This window comes from Glaesserella parasuis, assembly GCF_017352235.1.
Lineage (GTDB): Bacteria > Pseudomonadota > Gammaproteobacteria > Enterobacterales > Pasteurellaceae > Glaesserella > Glaesserella parasuis.
Map to the genome: position 1 here is coordinate 670944 of NZ_CP071487.1, position 21123 is coordinate 692066.

A 21123-nucleotide genomic window follows, 5' to 3' on the forward strand; every position below is an offset into this window, starting at 1 on the left:
TAAATAAAACAGGCTGTAAATATAGTATTTACAGCCTGATCATTAAAAATTAAAGATGTTTATTTTGAGCTTTGATATATAAGCCAATACCTATCATAACTACAACAGGAAGAACTAGATCGAATAGTGAGCCATCATTACCCCAAATTAAATTTGCTAAGATGACACTAATACCGCCAATACCCCAAGCAATGGTAGTTGGTACAGACCATACGATCATTTGTTTTTTCACATCATTGATCCCCATCATTCTGTTTACAACCCAGAATAAACTATCATTGAAATATCCAAAGAAAAGAGAACCCATTGTTGCTGCCTGTGCTGCAAGGATCATATTCACACCTGGAATTTGTGCCAGAATTGGAGCAGAGATTGATGCCGCAGTCACCATTGCAACAGTACCTGAACCTTGAATAAAGCGAACAAGAGTTGAAACAATAAATGGAATTAAGATAGGAGAAATCGGTAAATTCGCAATTTGCTCTGCAAGTTGAGCACCTGCACCACTCTCACGTAAAACGGTACCTAAAGCACCACCAGCACCTGTTACTAATAGAATAATACCTGCAGTTTTAACACCTTCTTCCAGATGTAATGCGGTTGTCGTTTTGTCAGCATGCGGAAGTAACGTATAAACAGCGACTAAGACACTAATTGCTAAAGCAATCATCGGATGGCCAATAAAAGCAAATACATCATAAAGTGCCATTTCTGCAATCGTAGAATTTGATTTTGCTACTAAATCTAAAATCGCTTTAATAAAGATTAGTACGATTGGCAATACAATTGGGAGAAGAGATAAACCTAAGCTTGGTAAATTCTTTTTCTCACGACTTTCAATATAGTCATCGTATTTTTGTTTTAGCTCTTCTTTACTAAATACTTCTTGGTTAAATTCAGGATATTTTTTATCTAGCCATTTTGCATATAAAACAATACCGATAACAGGTAATACTGCCATAGCCATACCAACCAAAAGCATTACGCCAATATCTACCCCAAATAATCCTGCTACGCCTAACGGGCCTGGTGTTGGTGGAACGGTATGGTGAGTTACGACTAAACCACCCGCTAAAGCTACACCTAAAGTTAATAAAGAACGTTTACCATTTTTTGCTAAAGCTTTTGCAACTGGATATAAAATAACGAAGGCTGAATCAACGAAAATAGGGATACTAACTACATAACCTGTGATAGCTAAAGCCCACTCTTCTTTTTTCTTACCTAACATTTTGATGAAGCTATATGCCATTTTTTCTGCTGCCCCAGAAACTTCAAGCACACTTCCCATCATAACCCCTAAACCGATGACAATACCAATACCACCTAAAGTACCGCCAAAACCTTTACTAATTGCCCCAAGAGTCTCATTTACCGTCATACCGCCGATTAAACCTGCTATCGCGGATGCAATAAGCATCGCAATAAATGCATGAACACGTGTCTTAAGAACTAAATAGACTAAAACAAAAACCGCAATGATTAGCCCAATGATAGGAATCGGTAGTCCAAACATAATGTTTTCTCCTACATATCATATTGAATAAATTGTTGAATCACGTCTTTAAAATCATTATCAGCAGTAAAACCTAATTGAAGAGCATAAGTATTGTCTATTTCAGCAGGCCAACTTGCGACAATATTGTTAATGTTTGCATCAAAATCAAAACGGACTTTTTCTAGAATAGGCTCTCCTTTCACTTGAACTAAATCAGATAACATCTGTTTCACACTCACGGTAAAACCTGGAAGATTAATCACATGCCAATGACGTGGTGGAAGGGATGTCAATGTCATCGCATGAATGAAATTATTGATTACCGTATTTGGGCTTGATAACCATAAACGTAGATCTTGTGATACTGGACAAATCGCTTCTTCGCCATGCAATGGCTCACGGATAATACTGCTCACAAAAGAAGAGGCTGCTTTGTTCGGTTTTCCTGGTCTAATACAAATTGTTGGTAAACGAACGACAATACCATCTACAAATCCTTTACGACTGTAATCATTAATTAGCAACTCACACATTGCTTTTTGTGTACCGTAAGTAGATTGCGGAGTAACAGCAGTTCCATTAACAATTACATCTGGTAACTCACCACCAAAAACAGCTAAAGAACTAGAGAATATAAAACGTACAGCAGGATTATTTTTACGGCAGATTTCCAATAAATTCCTTGTTGCAAGGAAATTAATTTCATAACCTAAATCTGGATCCTGTTCCGCATGGCTACTCACAATTGCAGCTAAATGAAAAATAGCATCTGTTTCTTTTGTAATAATTTGATCTAATCCTTCTGGATTTCTTAAATCCATCTCTAAACAACGAACTCTTGAATCACCATTTGGAGCAATCGGTTTTACTACATCAATTAACACAAGCTCATCAATTTTCTCTGAATGCTGATTTAATAAAGTACGAGCAAGTCTTTGGCCTAAAAAACCTTGTCCACCTGTAATTACTACTTTCATTTCTTTCTCTTTCATCTAAATAGATTAACGATTTTTGTATGGTTGAAACCATTGCAAGCCATCAACCGTATTTGCTCTTGGTTTGTATTCACAACCTACATAGCCTTCATAACCGATTTCATCTAATTTGTTGAAAATATAAGCATAATTAATTTCACCTTCATCTGGCTCATGTCTATCTGGTACAGATGCAATTTGGACATGAGCAAATTTGCTATCCAACTTATCTGTCAATCGAGATAAATTGCCATCCACGTTCTGGGCATGAAAATAATCTAGCTGAACAAATACATTTTCTCTCTGCACAGCTTCTACAATTTCCAAGGTGTCAAATTGACTTTTTAACAGATAGTTAGGTTTAACTTCTGGACTTAACGCTTCTAACAATACTTTAATGCCATAAGGTTTGAATTTATCCGCCGCATAACGCACATTCTCAATGAATGTTTGTTTATATGCTTCTCTATCCTGATCTTCTGGCACAACAGCAGCCATGACATGTACATTTTCACAACCTAGCGCTAAAGCATACTCAAGAGCCATATCAATATCCTTATGGCTATCAGCCTCTCGCCCTGGTATTGCAGAAACACCCCATTCACCAGCAGATACATTACCTGCTGCAGTGTTAAATAAAACTTGTTTCAGACCATATTGGTCTAATAAACGTCTTAATACCTCTTTGTCATATTCATAAGGCCATAAATATTCAACATATTTAAATCCTGCTTTGGCAGCAGCTTCAAATCTGTCTAAAAAAGGTACTTCATTGAACATCATCGTTAAATTTGCAGCAAATTTAGGCATTTTTATTTCCCCCTATTTTCTAGATCCTTCACTTCACTCTCAGAGAGATAGCGAATATTTTTCCCTTGCAAAATAAAATGTAATTTTGCAGTTTCTTCTAACTCTTCCGTGTTATCCACCGCATCCACTAAACTGTGTCCTGTTACTACAACACCATGGTTGGCAAGTAGAAAAGCTTTAGCCTGTAATGCTCTTTCACTCAACTCCCTTGCGATATTGATATCACCAGGCTTGTAATAAGGGATCACTGCAAGTTGTCCAACTCTCATAACATAGTATGGTGTAAAAGCTCTCATCGCATTTGTAGTATCTATTCCTTCCAAACAAGATAAGGCGGTGAGATAAGTTGAATGTAAATGAACTATCGCTTTACACTGAGGATTTGCTTGATAAAGTGCTAAGTGAAATACAGACTCTTTGGAAGGTTTATCACCCTCAATGAGATTTCCCTTCATATCTAAAACAGATAAACGATTAACTTCTAGTCGTCCTAAAGATGAACCTGTAGGTGTGACAAGCACCCTATTATCATCAAGTTTGACGGAAAGATTTCCAGCACCACCTACTGTGTATCCTCGATCAAATAACGACTTTGCAAGTTCAACCATTTGGATTTTTTGTGCCAAATCCGTCATACAAACATCTCCTGAGCGAATTTAAAGAAATCCTCTTTTCCAAAGTTACCTGATTTCAATGCTAAATAAATCGGTTCTTCTACCGCTTTTAGCCAAGGAACCCCTGGTGCAATTTGTTTACCAATATGGAAACCGGAAAAACCTAGTTGCTGAACCACAATGCTCGATGTTTCTCCTCCAGCCGTAATAAAATTAGTGATGCCTGTATCTTTAAGTTTTTCTGCCAAACGAGCAAAGGTAGTTTCGATGGCATGACTCGCTTTCTCTGCACCAAATTGGGCTTGGATTGTTTTTAATGTTTCAGGAGGGACTGTTGCATATACCATTGGAGCAAGCGGTTGGTTTAGGTGAGAAATCACCCATTGGTAGAGCTGTTCTACATATTCAGGATTATTGATAGCTTGTTCAGCCTCTAAGAAATAGCTAGGTGCATGTTTCTGATAATACTCAACTTGCTTATTAGTCATCACAGAACAAGATCCTGATAAAATAACGGTTTTCGCCTTGGTTGGCGTAAAGGCATCAGTACCTTTTTTACCGCCTGAAATTCTTTCAGCCATATATGCTGCCAGCCCAGAACCACCCGTCACTAATTTAAAACTTTCAATCGATTCTGCTAAAACAGCTAACTGAGTATTGTCCACTGAATCAACTACAGCATATCGATAGCCTTGTTGTTTTAACTCTATAAAACGTTGTTTAACATAGTCAGCACCTTTGAATAATTCAGCACAGCTTACTAAACCTGTTTTCCCACGAGCTTGCATATCCATTAAACGAACGAGATTAGCATCTTTCATTGGTGTAATAGGATGGTTTTGCATACCCGATTCATTAAGTAATACATTTCCAACAAAGAGATAACCATTAAAAATGGTCCGCCCATTGATTGGTAACGCAGGGCAAATAATTGTGAAATCCTCACCCAATGCATCAAGTAATGCATCTGTAACAGGACCTATATTGCCCTTCTCTGTGCTATCAAAAGTAGAACAATATTTAAAATAGAACTGTTTTCCGCCATTATTTTGTAACCATTTCAACGCATCTAATGATTGCTCAATCGCCTCATTAACTGGATTCGAGCGTGATTTCAAACTAATAACTACAGCATCAACAGGTTCTACTAAATTTGATGTTGGCACTCCATTCATCTGAATGGTCTTTAATCCATTTTCAACTAAAAAACTGGCAATATCGCTTGCCCCAGTAAAATCATCTGCAATAACACCTAACATCTTATTTCTCCCCCTTTTTTGGTAACTCAATACCATCGAAGATCTTAATCACTGCACTATCATCTTCTTTGCCATACCCAGCATTACTTGCCGATGTAAACATATTGAATGCAGTACTTGCTAAAGGAAGTGGGAATTTCAATGCTTTAGCGGTATCCGTAACAAGACCAAGATCTTTGACAAAAATATCAACCATTGATAATGGTGTATAATCTCCGTCAACAACATGTTTCATTCTATTTTCAAACATCCAAGAATTACCTGCAGCATTTGTCACCACGTCATACATCAAATCCAAAGGAATTCCCGCTATTGCTGCTAATGCCATCGCCTCAGCGCCTGCTGCAATATGAACACCAGCTAATAATTGATGGATTATTTTGACTGTAGCTCCAAGTCCAATTTCTTCACCAATGTTATAAACTTTTCCTGCAACCGCATCTAACACAGGCTCTAATTTCTCAAAAGCTTCTTTAGAACCAGATGCCATCACAGTCATATCACCATTAGCTGCTTTAGCTGCCCCACCTGAAACAGGTGCATCTAACATTAATAACCCTAACTCTGTTAATTTATGTGAAATTTCTTTAGCATCTTGGGCAGAAATGGTAGATGAAACCATCACCACAGTACCTTTATTAAGGTGAGGTGCTAGTCCCTTCTCTCCAAATAAAATTGATTTCACTTGATTAGCATTCACGACAAGTAGTAATACAGCATCTAATTTAGATGCAAAAGGAATGGCACTCTCCCCAATATCAGTTGCGCCAAAGGATTTTAGTGTTTCTAACGCTTTAGAATTCAGATCAATACCATAGGTATCTAATCCTTTTGTAATACAAGACTTAGCCGCCCCCATTCCCATTGCACCAAGCCCAATTACTGCGATACTATAAGTAGATTTACTCATAACTAACTCCTCATAAAATGATGTCTCATAAATTATGTTTACAAATCATACATAACAATAAAAATAAAATCTGTGACAAAGCTCACAAAATTTAACAAAATTGTTAAATTTTGTTAATGGCTCAAGGTAACATAGATGGGTATAATGAACAGGCCGAAGATAATGTAAGGAAAGAATATGATTCCAGCAGAAAGACAAAGACAGATTATTCAAATTGTTAATAGTTTTGGTAGCACAAGTATTAATTTTCTTGCTAACCGTTTGAATGTCTCACATATGACAATCCGCCGAGATATTCAGAAATTGGAAGAAGAAGGGAAAATATCCTCTGTGTCAGGGGGTGTTCAGTCACTTGAGAGACTGACCACGGAACCCACGCATAGTGATAAATCTCAATTATTTCACGACCAAAAATGGGCAATTGGTGTTGCAGCAGCAAAACAGATTCCTCATAATGCCACGATTTACCTTGATGCAGGAACAACTACACTAGAAATTGCACATCAAATAGCAGAGCGCAATGACATCTTAGTTATCACTAATGATTTTGTTATCGCTCATTTTCTTAGTAACTCAGGTCGATGTGAAATCATTCACATTGGCGGAAGTGTCTGTAAAGAAAATTTATCTACAGCAGGCATGCTTGCCGCACAATTCTTAAAAAACTTATCTATTGATATCGCATTTATCTCGACTTCATCATGGAATCTTAAAGGACTCACCACGCCTAATGAAAACAAAATTTCTGTGAAACTAGCAATTATAGAAGCCTCTCGTAAAAATATTCTTGTCACTGATTCTTCTAAATATGGAAAATTTGCGACTTTTTTTGTATATCCTCTCACCATATTTGACCAGATCATTTGCGATAAAGGATTACTAGAAAATGCCCAAGAATCTATTAGCAGTATGAATGTTAATTTATTATTAGTCTAAGTTACACTAATTTAAAATATTTCGTTATTTACCTATTTTTGCAAATTTATGGCAAAATCAGACCGCTTGTATTGAGGAGGTTTTATGGCAAAAGTCTATATTGTTCACGGTTATACTGCATCGGCGGATAAACATTGGTTTCCGTGGTTAGAACAAGAATTAGCAAAAATCGGGGTTGAGTGTTATCGCTTGAATATGCCAGATTCAAGTAACCCAAATCCAGATAAATGGCTGAGACATTTGGAAGGACACATCACCATTGATGATGAGACTATCGTTGTCGGACATAGTTTAGGCTGTATCGCTTGGCTTAACTTTTTGGCGAGAAACTTTTTAAAACCTAAAGCGGCTATTTTTGTGTCAGGATTTTATCAGCCATTGGATACGATTCCTGAACTGAGTTCGTTTTCAAATAGTTATGCTGTTGCACCAAGCTGTTTAGCATTTAAGTCTTATGTTGTTGCCGCGTTAGATGATACGGTTGTCCCACATCCATATAGTGATGAATTAGCCAAACATTTGAAAGCAGATTATATTCGCTTACCGTCAGGTGGGCATTTTTTAGATAGGGAAGGATGGTGTGAATTTCCTCTTCTGATCGATTTAATCAAAAAACAGATAGAATGAAAGAGAAAAGGCGAGAATTATTCTCGCCTATGTTCTATTTTAAGCCTTCCTGAACACGTACAGCATCTACACCTTTATCCGCTTCGACACGTTCGATAAAGGACTTGAAGTGAGTGAGGTGGCTAACATCCAATCCAACACGTTTCGCCCAGCCTAACATGGTGTAGAGATACACATCTGTGACACAGAGACGTTCACCGAAAAAGGCGTGGTGCTCTAAGTGATCGTTGGCAATTTCTAACATTCTTAACATATTGTCCGCCGCATTTTGACGAATTTCTACCGTTAAAGCTTCATTTCCTTGTGCATAAGGTGGTACACGAAAAAACGGAGTAAATGCTTTATGGACATCTGAGTTGAAGAATGACAACCAACGCATTGCCTTGGCTTTGTCTTGTGCTGTATCGCTACCAAACAGTTTCGCTTCAGGATGAAGGTTATCGAGGTAAGTTAAGATCGCAATGTTTTGTGATAGTGCGAAATCACCATCCACTAAAAGCGGCACCGCACCTTGCGGATTTAACGCCAAGTATTCTGGCGATTTGATTTTGTCACGGTTGACCGCTTCCGCTTCGTACGGTTTACCAATCCATTCTAACGCAGTATGCGGAACAAATGAGCAAGCGCCCGGTAGATAATAAAGTTTCATAGGAATCCTTAATAATAAATGCTGATATAAGCTTAATGATCATAGCACGCTATTAAGCCCAGTTTGCAAAATTTTTCATGAAAGTAACCGCTTGTCTCACTAACTGTTAACAAAAATGTTATAAATGTTAGCTTTTTGTTTTATTTTTATTTTATTTATGCATAATGAAAATTGTTCAATTAGTCACTACCAAGGGGCATATATGATGCATAAAACCATGACAAAATATTTCTTACTTAGCAGTTTGACTGCAACATTAGCCTTGCCTCTATCCACAGAGCTACTTGCAAACACACAACCTACTATGACACAAATTGCTGCTCAGCGTTATGACAGTAGCAAAGATATTTTCCATCCTGTTTATGCAAAACACGGTATGGTTGCCTCTGAGCAAGAACTCGCTACACAAATTGGCGTGGATATTTTGAAACAAGGCGGAAATGCCGTTGATGCTGCTGTTGCGGTCGGTTTTGCATTAGCTGTTGTATTACCAAATGCAGGAAATATTGGCGGTGGTGGTTTTATGGTACTACATGATGCAAAAAGTGGCGAAAACTTCACAGTCGATTTTCGTGAAATGGCACCAATTAAAGCTACAAGAGATATGTATCTGGATGAAAAAGGTAATGTTGTAGATGGCAAATCACTTTACACCCATTTTGCTGTTGGTGTTCCAGGAACAGTTGCTGGTATGGAATATGCCTTGAAAAAATGGGGAAGTTTGCCACTAGAAAAAATTCTAGAGCCATCAATTAAGCTTGCCGAAGAAGGATTTGTGGTAAGTGGCACCTTAGCAAGTACATTAAAAGAAGAAACGGAAACATTAGGTAAATGGGAAAGCAGTAAAAAAATCTTTTTCAAAGATGGCAGACCATTAATAGCTGGTGAGCGTTTAGTTCAAACAGATTTGGCAAACTCATTACGTCAAATCGCAAAAGAGGGATCTAAAGCCTTCTATGAAGGCGACATTGCGAAAAAGATTGTTGCTGAGATGGAGAAACATAATGGATTAATCACCTTAGATGACATGAAAGGTTATCAAGCCGTCGAACGTAAACCGATTACTGGTGAATATCGAGGATACAAAATTGTGACAATGCCACTGCCAAGCTCAGGTGGGATTCACTTAGTACAAATCCTCAATATGTTAGAAAACTACCCATTAAATGAATTTGGTTCTAATAGCGCCAAAACGATTCACCATCTCGCTGAAACAATGAAATTGGCTTATGCCGATCGCTCTGAATATTTAGGTGACCCAGATTTTGTAAAAGTTCCTGCGAAAGGGTTAACCTCTAAAGAATATGCAAAATCACTCATCCAAGGTATTGATGAAGAAAAAGCACGCCCAGCATCTGATATCAAACCAGGACAACCACAATCTTACGAGAGTGATCAAACCACCCATTATTCCGTGATGGATAAAGAAGGTAATGCTGTAGCAGTCACTTATACGTTAAATCTCAATTTCGGTAGTGGTATTGTTGCCGAAGGAACAGGAATTCTTCTGAATAATGAAATGGATGACTTCTCAGCTAAACCTGGTGTTGCAAATGCCTTTGGTTTAATTGGCGGAGACGTTAATGCTGTTGAAGGGAAAAAAACGCCCACTTTCTTCTATGACACCAACCTTAGTTCTGAAAGAGGATAAACCATGGTTAGTGACTGGTAGCCTTGGCGGTGCTCGTATCATTACCACGGTGTTACAAAGTATTTTAAACACCGTTGATCATGGAATGAACCCAGCTGAAGCGATTGTAACTCCTCGCGTACACCATCAATGGTTACCTGATGAGTTACGCATTGAGGAAGGAATTAGTCCTGATACCCTCAAACTCTTGGAGCAAAAAGGACATAAAATTAATGTTAAAGCTCCTATGGGAAGAATTCAGATTATTCAAGCGAGAGAAGATGGATTTTATGGCTACTCTGATCCGAGAAATCCAGATGGTAGAACCATTGGTTTCTAACGTCTATCTATAAAAAAGGGCATAGTAGACAAAATGGTTGCTAATTTTGTAAAAACTATGCCTATATGACAAAGGAGCCTCTCCCACAATTTGTGTAAATACCTGTTTCTGAGATAATACATTCAGACACAGGTATTTTATTATGAACGAAAAACAACTTCACGCCTTGGCAGCGGAATTTGCCAAAAACCTAAAAACATCAGCCTAGAAAAGGTAAAAATGCACCTAACGGTTACACATCTAAGACCGTCATTTGTGATGAAGGTGAGATAGAAATTGAGACGCCTCGTGACCGTGACGGCACCTTTGAACCGCAACTTATCAAGAAAAACCAAACCCGCATCACAGGAATGGATGAGCAGATTATTGCCTTAATTGCCACATTTTTTGATTATCCGGCTGATATTCGTAAAGCGATTTATACCACGAATGTTGTGGAATCGCTTAATAGCGTGATTCGTCGCGTGATTAAAAAACGAAATGTATTCCCGACGGATGATTCAGTTTTCAAAGTGATTTGGCTTGCGATTAAAGATGCATCAAAAAAATGGACAATGCCGATTCAGAACTGGAAACTGGCGATGAATCGATTTATGATTGATTTTGGTGATCGCCTAGACGATCACCGTTAAGTTGAAATGGGTGTTTACACAGAATTTGGGATAGGGTCGATCTACATCAGTCTCCTATTTTATTACAGCCTCTACATCTCTAATGCAGCGCATTTTCTTATATCGCTTTGCCAAAAATTAACAGCTATTCTATCTTTCATAAAAGCTTCTACCACTTTCCACCAATCTTCTGAATATACCTATTCGTCGCAATCTTCGCAGATAACCACCCAAGAAAGATACTCAGTGCCATAATAAAAATCGCCTCACTAACATCAAAGCCGTGTAGTTCAAATTTTACCGTAAACATATCTGATACATAACGAACTACCCCTGTAAAATAGCTGATAGTCATTAAACTAAATAGCATCGCTAGTAGGCTTCCGAGCAAGCCATAAATCATTCCAATATATAAGAATGGGCGTGAAATAAAATGATCCGTCGCCCCCAATAGTTGCATCACATCAATAGACGCTTTGCTATTAGACACATCAGAACGAACGCTGTTACTGATAACAAGGAAAACAGCAATAAGCATCAACACCGTACAAGTAACCGCTACACGAGCAATTAATTGGGTAATCGCTGTGAGTTTTTCTAACCAGCCATTGTCTAAACGCACTTCCTGTACCCCTTTAATATTCTGCAAACCATTGCGAAGCTCCAGCATATTTTCAGGTGAGGTAAAGGTTTTTTTCGGCTTTAAGAGCACCACGGCTGGTAGTGGATTGTCATCTAAAATATCTAATGCCTCCCCAAATCCTGACCAAGAACGAAACTCATCTAGGCTTTGTTGGCGAGAAATGTAATTAAGAGAGTCCACCTTATCGGTATCAAACTGACGAATCCGTTCAACAACTGCATTAATATCGTGTTCTGCTAGGTTTTTATGTAGATAGACCGTCAATTCTGGCTCTGGATAAAATTCCGTCGCTGCCTGGCTCGTATTTTTCCATAGCAAGTAGCTGACGGTCGGTATCGTTAAGGACACCGTAATAACTAATACCGTTAAGAAAGTGCCAAATTTACGTTTGAGTAGATCTTGCCACACTGAACGCAGAATAAAACGGGTTTGAGCATTAAGTGAATTTAGCATTGTCGATCCTTACTTTAAATGTCCTTCTTCCAACTCTAAACACGGTTTAGGGCGTTGGGCGATAATGTTTGTATCGTGGGTGGCAATCAATACTGTTGTGCCTGCTTTGTTAAATTCTTCAAATAAACGAAAAATTTCAAAAGAGAGTTTGTCGTCTAAATTGCCTGTTGGTTCATCAGCAAGTAATAACAGCGGACGATGAACAATCGCACGAGCAATATCTACACGTTGTTGCTCCCCACCTGACAGATGAAGCGGTCGGAAGTTCGCTTTATTTTCCAAGCCAACACGAGAAAGAGCAAGGCGAGCTTCACGTTCTGCAACGGTTTGATTAACGCCCATAATGATCAAAGGTAATGCTACATTATCTAAAATCGAGCGGTCGCTCAGTAGGCTATAATTTTGGTGAACCATACCAATTTGACGACGTAAAAACGGCAATTCTCGTTCTGCAAGGAGCGTAATGTCGTGTCCGTTGAACATCACTTGTCCGCCATTGGCTCGTTCAATGCCCATAATCAGCTTCAGCAAGGTGGTTTTTCCTGCCCCTGAATGCCCCGTGATATATTTCATTTCCCCTTCTGCAAGGTGGAAGTTAATCCCTTGCAGAGCTGGTCGTCCACCGCCTTTATAGGCTTTGCTGACATTAGTAAATCGGATCATTACTTCTCGTCCTCGTGAGTAAATAAGGCTTCAATAAATTCTTCGGCATCAAATGAGCGTAAATCATCAATTTTTTCACCCACCCCAATAAAGCGAATTGGAATATTAAATTGATCCGCAATCGCAAAAATTACCCCACCTTTCGCAGTACCGTCCAGTTTTGTTAAGGTAATCCCCGTTAAACCAACCGCTTCATTAAACAGTTTCGCTTGGCTGATCGCATTCTGTCCTGTACCAGCATCAAGGGTAAGCATAATTTCGTGCGGTGCGGTTTCATCATATTTTTTCATTACTCGCACTATTTTTTTCAACTCGTCCATTAAGTTATTTTTGTTTTGCAAACGTCCTGCGGTGTCTGCGATTAACACATCAATCCCTTTTGCTGCTGCCGATTGCATTGCATCAAAAATCACTGACGCAGAATCAGCCCCCGTACTTTGTGCCACGACTGGAATGTGATTGCGTTCGCCCCACACTTGAAGCTGTTCAACGGCCGCCGCACGGAACGTATCGCCGGCCGCTAACATCACTGATTTTCCTTCCGCTTGGAATTTTCGTGCTAATTTACCGATAGTAGTTGTTTTACCAACCCCATTTACCCCCACCATCAAGATCACATAAGGTTTTTTATCTTCCAATACCAATGACTGAGCAACAGGTTTCAGCACATCGGCAAGTTCAACTTTTAACTGCTGATAGAGCAACTCAGCGTCACGTAATTGCTGTTTTGTGGCGTGTTCGGTTAAATTTTTAATGATTTTCGTGGTAGTCGGCATACCTAAATCCGCCACCAATAACTGTTCTTCTAGCTCTTCAAACAACTCATCATCAATTTTCTTACCACTAAAGAAATTACGGAAGCCAGAGCCGATACTCTGCTTCGTTTTGATTAATCCTTTGATTAAACGGCTGAAAAAACCGCCTTCGCTGGTTGGTTTTTCTTGATATTCATCTGCCTGAACACGTTCTTCGACTGGACTTTCATCTTCGACAAGCGGTGGATTTTGCTCAGAAATTTGCAACTCTTCCGTTTGTTCATCTGAGTTTTCTGTAGTTTCTGCGGTGGGTTCAACAACCGCTTGCTCGACAGTTTCAACTGTTTCTTCCGCCGTCTGTTCAACGATAACATCTTCGACAACTTCAGTTGGGACTTCAGTCACGTTTTCGGTTGTTATATTTTCTTCGATAACTTCTTCATCTTTTGCAAAATATTGCTTAGAACTGACCGCTCGTTCGGTGATTTCCTCTGGCTGAACTTCTGCTTTCTCTTCTACTTTTTCTTCGGTCGTTCCCGTTTGTTCAACATCTTCTTTTTTCCCGAAACCTAACCAAGACCAAAAGCCTTTTTTCTTCTTTTCATCTGACATTTTTTGCTCTCTCTTAAAATTAAAAAATCCATTTTCGATAAAAATGGAATAAACTTGTATTAGTCTATCATTTTTAACCCTAATTTTTACGATTTCGTATGAAAAAAACTCGAATTTCCACACAAAACAGACCTGCTGGCGAAGTCCGTGTGATTGCTGGCTTATGGCGTGGGCGAAAACTGCCTGTGTTAAACGCCGAAGGATTACGCCCAACCACTGACCGAGTAAAAGAAACGCTCTTTAACTGGCTGATGATGGATATTGCCGGCTCTCGTTGCTTAGACTGCTTTGCAGGCAGTGGCTCACTTGGGATCGAAGCACTCTCACGCCAAGCACAAGCGGTTGTATTCTTAGAAAAATTTGCAGACGCAGCAAACCAACTCAAAAAGAATTTAGTCAGCCTAAAAGCTGAAAATGGCAAAGTTATTCAAACGGATACCCTACAATTTCTTGCACAGAAAAATAGCGAAATGCCTTTTGATCTGGTTTTTGTCGATCCGCCATTTCATCAAGGCTTTGTACCGCAAGTCTTAACGGCACTCGAACAAAACGGCTGGCTGGCTGAAAACGCCTTGATTTATGTCGAAACAGAAAAAAATCACTCGCTGTTGGTCTTGCCTGAACATTGGCAGGTAATTAAAGAAAAAACAGCAGGGCAGGTGGTGAGTAGGTTGGTGAGGACTTGATAACACAAAGCGGTGGGATTGTCTCAAATATGCAAAATCTCACCGCTTGTTGTTTTGTTATTTCCCCAAACGTTGTTCCATACCTGATAAAAAAGTTTCCATAGACTGTTCTAAATCTATGCAAGAATCAGGTCAGCTTGCTCTGTTTAGGGATTTATCTATTACAATAAAACCTTACGTTTTTTATTAAAGCCGTTGCACATAGTCCACAAGGTTTGCACCAGCCCCATACAACAACTGGCTCGGCACAATATGCAACCGTTGATCGTTATCCCACGCATAGCGGGCGAAATCGGCGTCCATTTTACGAGCGCTTTGGTAAAACAGCCCCGTTGGCGCAAGTGCAAGCGGATAGATTTCATTGAGTTTTTGCAATGTTGCTGACGCACCATAACACCAGCCGCAAAGGGGATCGAATAAATAATAAATTTTCATTAAAACATTCCACGTCCGCTTTCTGTTTTTTCTGGTACCGCTTGGATTACGTCCCAATGTTCTACAATTTTGCCGTTTTCATCGAAACGGAAAATATCCACCACCGCTTCGCCTTTATCTTTTTCATTGAGCTGGCTGTGAACGTGTAATGCTACTAAATCGCCGTCCGCTAATACACGTTTAACTGTTGCTCGCGAAGTTGGGTGTTCTTTCAAAAACGGAGCAAAAGCATCAATAAAGGCTTGACCACCATCGGCTACACTTGGGTTGTGTTGCAAATACTCTTTGCCGATATATTTATCCACTGCGTCTTGTAATTGATGTTGGTTAAACGCCACTTCATAGAACGCCAACGCATTCGCTTTATTTTGCTCTGGCGTAGTTTGTGCCATTGCAACGGTTGATGAGAAAAGTGCAGTTAAAAGTAAAAGTAATTTTTTCATTTTGTTTTCCTTTTGTTGGATTATATATTCAGCTTGATTGCTATTGATGGTGTGCATTTTAATGAAATAAAAAGAGAGAAAAAGTGCGATTTTAGAATATAATTATTTCCGATTAAGAAACAAAAAGGATAACTATGGACAAACTCACCGCAATCAAGGTCTTTATGACCGTTGCCGAAACAGGCAGTTTTACCGCCACTGCAGAACGGTTAGAGATTTCCAAACCGATGATCAGTCGTTATGTTGCTTTAAAGGGCTGACGTAGATTAGCCCCTTTTGGGTGGAGAGTTTTGAAGGGAAAGCGTGGTAGGAGGCGTTTGCTAATGCACCACTACCCTTTCAACAAAATAAAATGCTCCACCAAACGGATCATTAGCTCTTTTTGTTCAGGCAAACTTTCTGCTACCAACAAGGCAAGGGCAACCAAGGTGTTATCGTTAATCAATTCATTAACGGGTTTGGCAAGCAGGGCTTGATTTTGGTGTAAATACCATAAAAACAGACTCGGTCGCCTCGCCTTTGGCAATTAGTTCTTGTTTTAATTGCGAAATGGCGGTTAAGACATCTTCAAACACTAACGGTTTCATTTCAGGCTGTTGCACCGAAATTGCCGCTAGATTTTGCTCGTCATATGCCTGCAACAAGCTCCAAGTTCTCGCATAGTCCTGCACCACACCAATAACCGCCTTACCTTCATCACTAATCAAGGCTTGGTTGGTGAGTGTTTGACTTAACAATGCCACTGCTTGGCTAAATTCCACGCCTTTTTCCTGCAAGCGTTTTTGGTTAATCGCATAACCTTGTACCAAAAACTGTTTCAGCGTTTGGGTTGCCCATTGACGGAATTGCACGCCACGCATTGATTTTACTCGGTAGCCGACAGAAATAATAACATCGAGATTGTAATAATCTACTTGATAAACTTTTCCATCAGAAGCAGTTGTTGCATTTTTTGCAACGGTTAAATTTTGCGTAAACATAGAATAAAACCACAACCAAGAAAATAACAAGCGGTGATTTTTTCGATCAAGATCACAAAATAAAATTTTAGACAAAAAAGGTGCGTTCATACGCACCTAACAAGCCTTAAATTAAGCCCAATACCATTTTATTTCTTTACGCTGACGGGCATACATCCACACCAAAATCAAAGGTGGAATAACATAGCCAATCGTAACCAAAAAACCGTGAATTAAATGCGACCAAGGTTCAGGCAACACCGCAACGTGTTTCATCGGCGATAACCACGGCGACATATTGATAGCAGTCACACTCAAAAACAGCACTTGCCACGTTAAATTCACACCATTTTTAGTGGATTTAAACCACGCATAGCCCAGCAACACCGCCATAAACGTCACCTCAATCCCCCACGACCATTCACCAAATTTCGCCCACCAGCCCCAGCCGAATTTAATATCCGAATTTTGCGATCCTGCGGTTTCTCCCAACCTATTTGTCCGCCGTTTACATCACGAACGCTACGTTTGTGCAATGCGTGAACAGCACCCGATATTGCAACAAAAATGGACTTTAGACAGCTTTTGTAGCCTAAATTTTGTGCTGGTTTCCTTGTTTGGCGACAGCTTTGTTGGGGTAACAGATAGGGCTTTGGAAAAAATTGGTTCATCTCGCAATGTGGTGTTATCGGTGCAAAGTTTTGCCATTGTTCCCGAATTATTGCGACAAAGCGATTTAGCCGCCGTTGTGCCTTATCATCTGGTTCAAAATGCCCACGGTATTATCACCAAAGAAATCCCTTTTGAAGTGGAAGGATACGATAAAGTGATGACTTGGCACGAACGAACTCAACACGACCCTGTGCAAAAATGGTTGCGTGAGGTGATGCTGCAGTTAGAAGGGTAGTTATTACCTATTCAGAAGATAGAATGACAAGCGGTTGTTTTCGCAAGATCTTTTACAAAAACGACCGCTCTTTTATCTACCTAAATCCCCAAACTTTATCTTCCTCACTTTACCAATCCGACAGCTCGCTTTCGAGTTGTTCTACGGTTGGTAAAGTGGTTAGCCATAGCAATTGTGCAGCAACCTGCTGCACAAATTTAAAATCAGTTCACGTTTCAGTAGTTATCCAAAATTTTTGGATAACTGAATTTTCCGCCACTGAAGAAACAATTTCCGATTTAAACTTCTTAACTGAAATCCTGTTTAGTCTAATGCCATTCTCAATGGGGGCAAAGGGGTTGATTTATTCGGTGCAAAAGAGCGGTTATTTTGTTGCACCTTTTTACCCGTCTTCTCGTCCGCACGCCAATAGTGAAATTAGGTTGAACAAACAAGTCGAGATTAATTCGTTGGTGTTTCGTTATCTGAAATCCATTACGGATATTGTGCCTTTGGGGTCGCCTTTTCCGAGCCACGATTATCTCAATCCACCCAAATTGCTACAAATTCTAAGCCAGCTTAGCCGTGATAGAACGCAGATTGAGCCACAGCCTGTGTTGTCGGGCAATGTGGACTTGCGTAAATTAATCGCACAACGTTACCGCTTGCAAGGTGTTCCTACGCAAGCCGATGATATTGTGATTACGTCTGGCTGTTTAGACGCTTTGAACCTTTCGCTACAAGCCTTAACGCAACAGGGCGATTATATTTTATTACAGCAGACGGTATTTTATGGGGTGTGGCAGATTGCGGAAAAGTTAGGTTTAAATGTCGTCACCCTGCCCGACCACCCAAGCGGTTTTGACCTTGTGGCGTTTGAGCAAGCCTTACAGCGTTATCCGATCAAGGTTTGTTGGTTTATGCTCAACTGCCACAATCCGCTTGGGTTTACCGTTAGCCCTGAAATCAAACAGCGGATTGGGGAATTGTTAGCTCAATATCAAGTGCATTTAATTGAAGACGATGTGTATCAAGAGCTTTATTATCGGGGTAAAAAGCCCTTGCCGATAAAGGCGTTTGATGCACAAAACTGGGTGTTGCATTGTTCTTCTTTTTCTAAAATTTTAGGGGCAAACTTCCGTATCTGCTGGGTTCACGCAGGGCAATTTGCCGATAAAATCCAACATTTGCAACTGATGAGTACCATTTCTGCTAACGCTTTAATTCAACAAGCCTTGGTAGAATTTATCTCTAATCACCACTACGAGAAACATCTGCGACATCTTCGCCGTCATTTAGAAAAAAACAAAAAGCAGTGTTTGGATTACCTACGTCAGCACTTGCCTGCAAGTTGTCCTATCGAACACCACAGCAGCTGCTATTTCCTTTGGATACACCTGCCCGAACATTTGGATAGTATGCGGATTTATCAACAGTTACTCGAAGAAAAAATCAGCATTAGCCCAAGCGAGCTTTTTACTTTGCTTACTTCGCAGCATAAAGGGATTAGGGTTAATTGTTCGTTTGCTTGGAGCCAAGGGATCGAACAGGCGTTAGGGGTTTTGGTGAGGGTATTAACAAAATAGCGGTTACTTCATAGAAACTTTTTGCACCTGTTTCATTATGCCCGTGAATATTTGATCCCGTACATTTTCATCTATCTGTTTGGGTAGTGTTGTTGCTACGCTATCAATGGTTTCTTGCACTGTATCGCAAATTTGCTCTATCACTTGTTTCATATCACTTGAGCTAAATCCGACAAACTTAGCTGTGGCATAGAAATGTTCAGCATAAATTTTACTCCAATGCCATTTTTTTCCTTTTTGCGTGCTACGCAAGCTCATTGCCATTTGTAATTCACTGTGATGCCAACCTTTTCCGCCTAACATTGGATAAGCAGAAATTACGTCATACACAGGGGATAAGTGATAACGCCCTTGTTTTTCAATGGCGAGAGAAAAGTTTTTAGCGTGTCCATCAATGGCTGCCAGTAGCCAAAACAGAAATTGAAATAGAAATTCTGAAGTCCTGATTATTATCAATCATACCAAGCGGGGCATTGTATTGATAACTTTGTAGAATTTTCGTCATTTCACTTTCGTCTAATTCTGTGGCTTGAATTATTCGATGATTAGGAATTTGTTCATCTTCCCCTAAAAGAGTAATAGCACCCGCAGCATCGCGACCAATTTTAGCAAGTAAGTCAAAAGGTTGTTGTGTTTCAGCATTAAATCTTGTCGCAATTCTTGCTCGAATTTGAGGATTATCGGGCAGTAAATTATCAAAGAAATTAATCACTTCTTTGCCTTGATATGTTGCTCTTTGCAAGGGCATAGAAAGGGAAATCGGGCGAGCTAATGGGGAATTTAGCCAACTTTCAGCATAGGTAAAATGGTGGGAACCCGATAAAGTGCGGTCAAAATACCCAACCATTTCGCCATTCATTAATACTCGTAATCGCATTACCATTCATCATTCCCCTCTGTTTTTTCAGGACGAGGTTGGATATGTAGTTCATAGCCTAAACCTGAAAGTAACTTAAATAATGTTTCAATAGTGGCTTTATCGGTTTTTTTCTCAAAGGTGGAAATCGTGGCTTGTCTTAAAGCTACTTGATTTGCTATTTGCATTTGAGAAAGCTTTTTTTGCTTACGAATATCGCGTAGGCTATTTCCAAGCATATCTGGTGTCGTGATTAACATATTTCTTCCAAATTTATTTTATACTAAGTGAAGTATAATTTATGAAATATACGCTGTAAAGTATAACTATGGTTTTATACTTTATAGCGTATATAGATAATCTGAAATGATGTATAGAAGTATTGGGTATTTATTCCAATAACTTTTTAATGATTCATCAATGAAAACCGTAAAAACTCGACAAAATGATCCGCCCAGTGCATTTCGTGGTGGATTTCATTTGCCATAATTTTTAGACGAATATTATCGAGAGGATGTCCCGTGCGGATTAGTGCTTGGTAATAATGCAGCGTACAGTCAATATAAGCCTGATTCATATTTGAAATAAAATGTGAATCCACTTCATCGCCTTCATTCGTTCCCACTTGAATAAACACTTTGCTTGAGCAGTTGAGTGGGTGTGTATGAATAAATTCCATAAAGGCAGGTTCACTAAACCACGAGGCAAGAGAAAATACGCCTAAATGCCCGAATACTTCAGGATATTCCGCTCCCATATAAGCAGTGATAATACCGCCCATTGAGCTACCTGCAAGTAGAGTATGATCACGATCACGTTTAGTTCGGTAATGTTGATCGATGAAAGGCTTAACCGTTTCAACCACCCAACGCCCGTACGCCATTCCATATCCTCCAGCATTTTGGGTTTCAGGGGTAGAGCCTGTGTCTGTTGGCCACGGACCATATTCATCAAGACGATCAGGGCCTGCATTGTCAATACCAACAATGATCATCTTTGGAAATTCTTTGTGATTTTTAATCGTCGGAATCACTTTCCAAGAATGTCCCGAATAAGACTCTTTGCTATAAAAAATATTTTGTCCGTCGTGCATATATAACACAGGATAATGCCCTGCTTCTTCACGATACCCTTTGGGTAAAAGCACACGGATTCGGCGTTGTTGGTTGAGATAAGGTACATTTAGATAATGCTCTCGCATTTCAAGGAAATAATATTGAAGAGGATCTAGCATTGTAAAACTTCTTGGATAAAACAGATAATCGGGCGAAGTATATCACAAATCATC

At 39.5% G+C, this 21123-nt stretch carries 22 protein-coding genes and 5 pseudogenes; 9 read left to right on the top strand and 18 right to left on the bottom strand.

Translation table 11 applies throughout. The annotated features are described in order from the left end of the window. Nucleotides 1–49: 49 nt before the first annotated feature. From J1G47_RS03420 to ltnD, 6 genes are read right to left on the bottom strand one after another with little or no spacing between them, the layout of a single operon-like run. The gene (locus J1G47_RS03420; RefSeq protein WP_010787321.1) at nucleotides 50–1516 is read right to left on the bottom strand and encodes a GntT/GntP/DsdX family permease; all 1467 of its coding nucleotides are present in this window, start codon (nucleotides 1514–1516) and stop codon (nucleotides 50–52) included. Nucleotides 1517–1527: 11 nt separating this feature from the next. Next, nucleotides 1528–2475, bottom strand: a complete 948-nt coding sequence (gene denD / locus J1G47_RS03425) for a D-erythronate dehydrogenase (RefSeq protein WP_021117171.1) — start codon at nucleotides 2473–2475, stop codon at nucleotides 1528–1530. A 24-nt stretch (nucleotides 2476–2499) separates the two neighbouring features. After that, on the bottom strand, nucleotides 2500–3282 hold the full coding sequence (gene otnI / locus J1G47_RS03430; RefSeq protein WP_020457593.1) for a 2-oxo-tetronate isomerase: 783 nt from the start codon (nucleotides 3280–3282) through the stop codon (nucleotides 2500–2502). 2 nt (nucleotides 3283–3284) lie between these two features. Continuing rightward, nucleotides 3285–3917 carry a 3-oxo-tetronate 4-phosphate decarboxylase gene (gene otnC, locus J1G47_RS03435; protein WP_010787324.1) on the bottom strand — a complete coding sequence of 211 codons (633 nt, stop codon included), beginning with the start codon at nucleotides 3915–3917 and terminating at the stop codon, nucleotides 3285–3287. Continuing rightward, entirely contained in the window at nucleotides 3914–5155 is a 1242-nt protein-coding gene (otnK, locus tag J1G47_RS03440; protein ID WP_020457592.1) for a 3-oxo-tetronate kinase, read from the bottom strand. Before otnK ends, otnC begins: the two co-directional genes overlap by 4 nt. 1 nt (nucleotide 5156) lies before the next feature. Then, nucleotides 5157–6065 (bottom strand): L-threonate dehydrogenase, encoded by a 909-nt coding sequence (ltnD, locus tag J1G47_RS03445; protein WP_207326756.1) that lies wholly within the window; start codon nucleotides 6063–6065, stop codon nucleotides 5157–5159. 177 nt (nucleotides 6066–6242) lie between these two features. On the opposite strand from ltnD, the gene J1G47_RS03450 reads away from it, so the two are divergent. Together J1G47_RS03450 and J1G47_RS03455 are read left to right on the top strand one after the other, a co-directional pair. Beyond that, complete coding sequence (locus J1G47_RS03450) at nucleotides 6243–7001, top strand: DeoR/GlpR family DNA-binding transcription regulator (RefSeq protein WP_160403632.1); 759 nt, start codon at nucleotides 6243–6245, stop codon at nucleotides 6999–7001. A gap of 84 nt (nucleotides 7002–7085) precedes the next feature. Next, nucleotides 7086–7628 (top strand): RBBP9/YdeN family alpha/beta hydrolase, encoded by a 543-nt coding sequence (locus J1G47_RS03455; protein ID WP_005714118.1) that lies wholly within the window; start codon nucleotides 7086–7088, stop codon nucleotides 7626–7628. A 34-nt stretch (nucleotides 7629–7662) separates the two neighbouring features. Here the strand turns inward: J1G47_RS03455 and J1G47_RS03460 are convergent, their stop codons facing one another. Next, nucleotides 7663–8277 carry a glutathione S-transferase family protein gene (locus J1G47_RS03460; RefSeq protein WP_005714119.1) on the bottom strand — a complete coding sequence of 205 codons (615 nt, stop codon included), beginning with the start codon at nucleotides 8275–8277 and terminating at the stop codon, nucleotides 7663–7665. Nucleotides 8278–8482: 205 nt separating this feature from the next. Between J1G47_RS03460 and ggt the strand changes: the two are divergent. The 3 pseudogenes from ggt to J1G47_RS12285 form a co-directional block, all read left to right on the top strand. Beyond that, nucleotides 8483–10247, top strand: a pseudogene (ggt, locus tag J1G47_RS03465) (gamma-glutamyltransferase). A 269-nt stretch (nucleotides 10248–10516) separates the two neighbouring features. After that, nucleotides 10517–10561, top strand: a pseudogene (locus J1G47_RS12280) (hypothetical protein); the annotation flags it as partial. A 60-nt stretch (nucleotides 10562–10621) separates the two neighbouring features. Then, nucleotides 10622–10879, top strand: a pseudogene (locus tag J1G47_RS12285) (transposase); the annotation flags it as partial. Nucleotides 10880–11027: 148 nt separating this feature from the next. On the opposite strand, the gene ftsX reads toward J1G47_RS12285, so the two are convergent. Genes ftsX through ftsY form a run of 3 tightly spaced genes read right to left on the bottom strand, consistent with a single transcriptional unit; the run spans nucleotide 11028 to nucleotide 13984 of the window. Further along, on the bottom strand, nucleotides 11028–11954 hold the full coding sequence (gene ftsX, locus J1G47_RS03475; protein WP_021110247.1) for a permease-like cell division protein FtsX: 927 nt from the start codon (nucleotides 11952–11954) through the stop codon (nucleotides 11028–11030). A gap of 9 nt (nucleotides 11955–11963) precedes the next feature. After that, entirely contained in the window at nucleotides 11964–12617 is a 654-nt protein-coding gene (ftsE, locus tag J1G47_RS03480; protein WP_021110246.1) for a cell division ATP-binding protein FtsE, read from the bottom strand. Beyond that, the gene (gene ftsY / locus J1G47_RS03485; protein ID WP_207326757.1) at nucleotides 12617–13984 is read right to left on the bottom strand and encodes a signal recognition particle-docking protein FtsY; all 1368 of its coding nucleotides are present in this window, start codon (nucleotides 13982–13984) and stop codon (nucleotides 12617–12619) included. Before ftsY ends, ftsE begins: the two co-directional genes overlap by 1 nt. A gap of 98 nt (nucleotides 13985–14082) precedes the next feature. Here ftsY and rsmD point away from each other — a divergent pair, with 98 nt between their 5' ends. Continuing rightward, a complete protein-coding gene (gene rsmD, locus J1G47_RS03490) occupies nucleotides 14083–14670 on the top strand; it encodes a 16S rRNA (guanine(966)-N(2))-methyltransferase RsmD (protein WP_026916625.1) in 588 nt (195 codons plus the stop codon). 186 nt (nucleotides 14671–14856) lie between these two features. Here the strand turns inward: rsmD and J1G47_RS03495 are convergent, their stop codons facing one another. Next, nucleotides 14857–15105 (bottom strand): hypothetical protein, encoded by a 249-nt coding sequence (locus J1G47_RS03495; protein ID WP_041603184.1) that lies wholly within the window; start codon nucleotides 15103–15105, stop codon nucleotides 14857–14859. After that, nucleotides 15105–15548 carry a nuclear transport factor 2 family protein gene (locus tag J1G47_RS03500; RefSeq protein WP_015939865.1) on the bottom strand — a complete coding sequence of 148 codons (444 nt, stop codon included), beginning with the start codon at nucleotides 15546–15548 and terminating at the stop codon, nucleotides 15105–15107. Before J1G47_RS03500 ends, J1G47_RS03495 begins: the two co-directional genes overlap by 1 nt. Nucleotides 15549–15682: 134 nt before the next feature. Here J1G47_RS03500 and J1G47_RS03505 point away from each other — a divergent pair. Continuing rightward, nucleotides 15683–15799: pseudogene (locus tag J1G47_RS03505) on the top strand (helix-turn-helix domain-containing protein); the annotation flags it as partial. Nucleotides 15800–15879: 80 nt separating this feature from the next. On the opposite strand, the pseudogene rhuM reads toward J1G47_RS03505, so the two are convergent. Continuing rightward, nucleotides 15880–16453, bottom strand: a pseudogene (gene rhuM / locus J1G47_RS03510) (RhuM family protein); the annotation flags it as partial. A gap of 186 nt (nucleotides 16454–16639) precedes the next feature. Next, nucleotides 16640–16999: a hypothetical protein gene (locus J1G47_RS03515; protein ID WP_010787368.1), complete on the bottom strand. Its 360-nt coding sequence runs from the start codon at nucleotides 16997–16999 to the stop codon at nucleotides 16640–16642. A 43-nt stretch (nucleotides 17000–17042) separates the two neighbouring features. Between J1G47_RS03515 and J1G47_RS03520 the strand changes: the two genes are divergently transcribed. Both J1G47_RS03520 and J1G47_RS03525 read left to right on the top strand, forming a co-directional pair. After that, nucleotides 17043–17414, top strand: a complete 372-nt coding sequence (locus J1G47_RS03520) for a LysR substrate-binding domain-containing protein (RefSeq protein ID WP_010787367.1) — start codon at nucleotides 17043–17045, stop codon at nucleotides 17412–17414. Between the two features lie 23 nt (nucleotides 17415–17437). After that, the gene (locus J1G47_RS03525) at nucleotides 17438–18979 is read left to right on the top strand and encodes an aminotransferase-like domain-containing protein (RefSeq protein ID WP_207326758.1); all 1542 of its coding nucleotides are present in this window, start codon (nucleotides 17438–17440) and stop codon (nucleotides 18977–18979) included. A gap of 3 nt (nucleotides 18980–18982) precedes the next feature. On the opposite strand, the gene J1G47_RS11760 is transcribed toward J1G47_RS03525, so the two are convergent. The 4 genes from J1G47_RS11760 to J1G47_RS03540 all read right to left on the bottom strand — a co-directional run bounded on the left by J1G47_RS11760 (nucleotide 18983) and on the right by J1G47_RS03540 (nucleotide 21069). After that, on the bottom strand, nucleotides 18983–19435 hold the full coding sequence (locus J1G47_RS11760) for a HipA domain-containing protein (RefSeq protein WP_234924169.1): 453 nt from the start codon (nucleotides 19433–19435) through the stop codon (nucleotides 18983–18985). Beyond that, nucleotides 19371–19862 carry a HipA N-terminal domain-containing protein gene (locus J1G47_RS11765; RefSeq protein ID WP_234924170.1) on the bottom strand — a complete coding sequence of 164 codons (492 nt, stop codon included), beginning with the start codon at nucleotides 19860–19862 and terminating at the stop codon, nucleotides 19371–19373. The genes J1G47_RS11760 and J1G47_RS11765 overlap by 65 nt, the downstream gene beginning before the upstream one ends. After that, nucleotides 19856–20095: a helix-turn-helix domain-containing protein gene (locus tag J1G47_RS03535; RefSeq protein WP_010786623.1), complete on the bottom strand. Its 240-nt coding sequence runs from the start codon at nucleotides 20093–20095 to the stop codon at nucleotides 19856–19858. Before J1G47_RS03535 ends, J1G47_RS11765 begins: the two co-directional genes overlap by 7 nt. Before the next feature lie 146 nt (nucleotides 20096–20241). Continuing rightward, nucleotides 20242–21069, bottom strand: a complete 828-nt coding sequence (locus tag J1G47_RS03540; RefSeq protein WP_207326759.1) for an alpha/beta hydrolase — start codon at nucleotides 21067–21069, stop codon at nucleotides 20242–20244. Nucleotides 21070–21123: the final 54 nt, after the last annotated feature.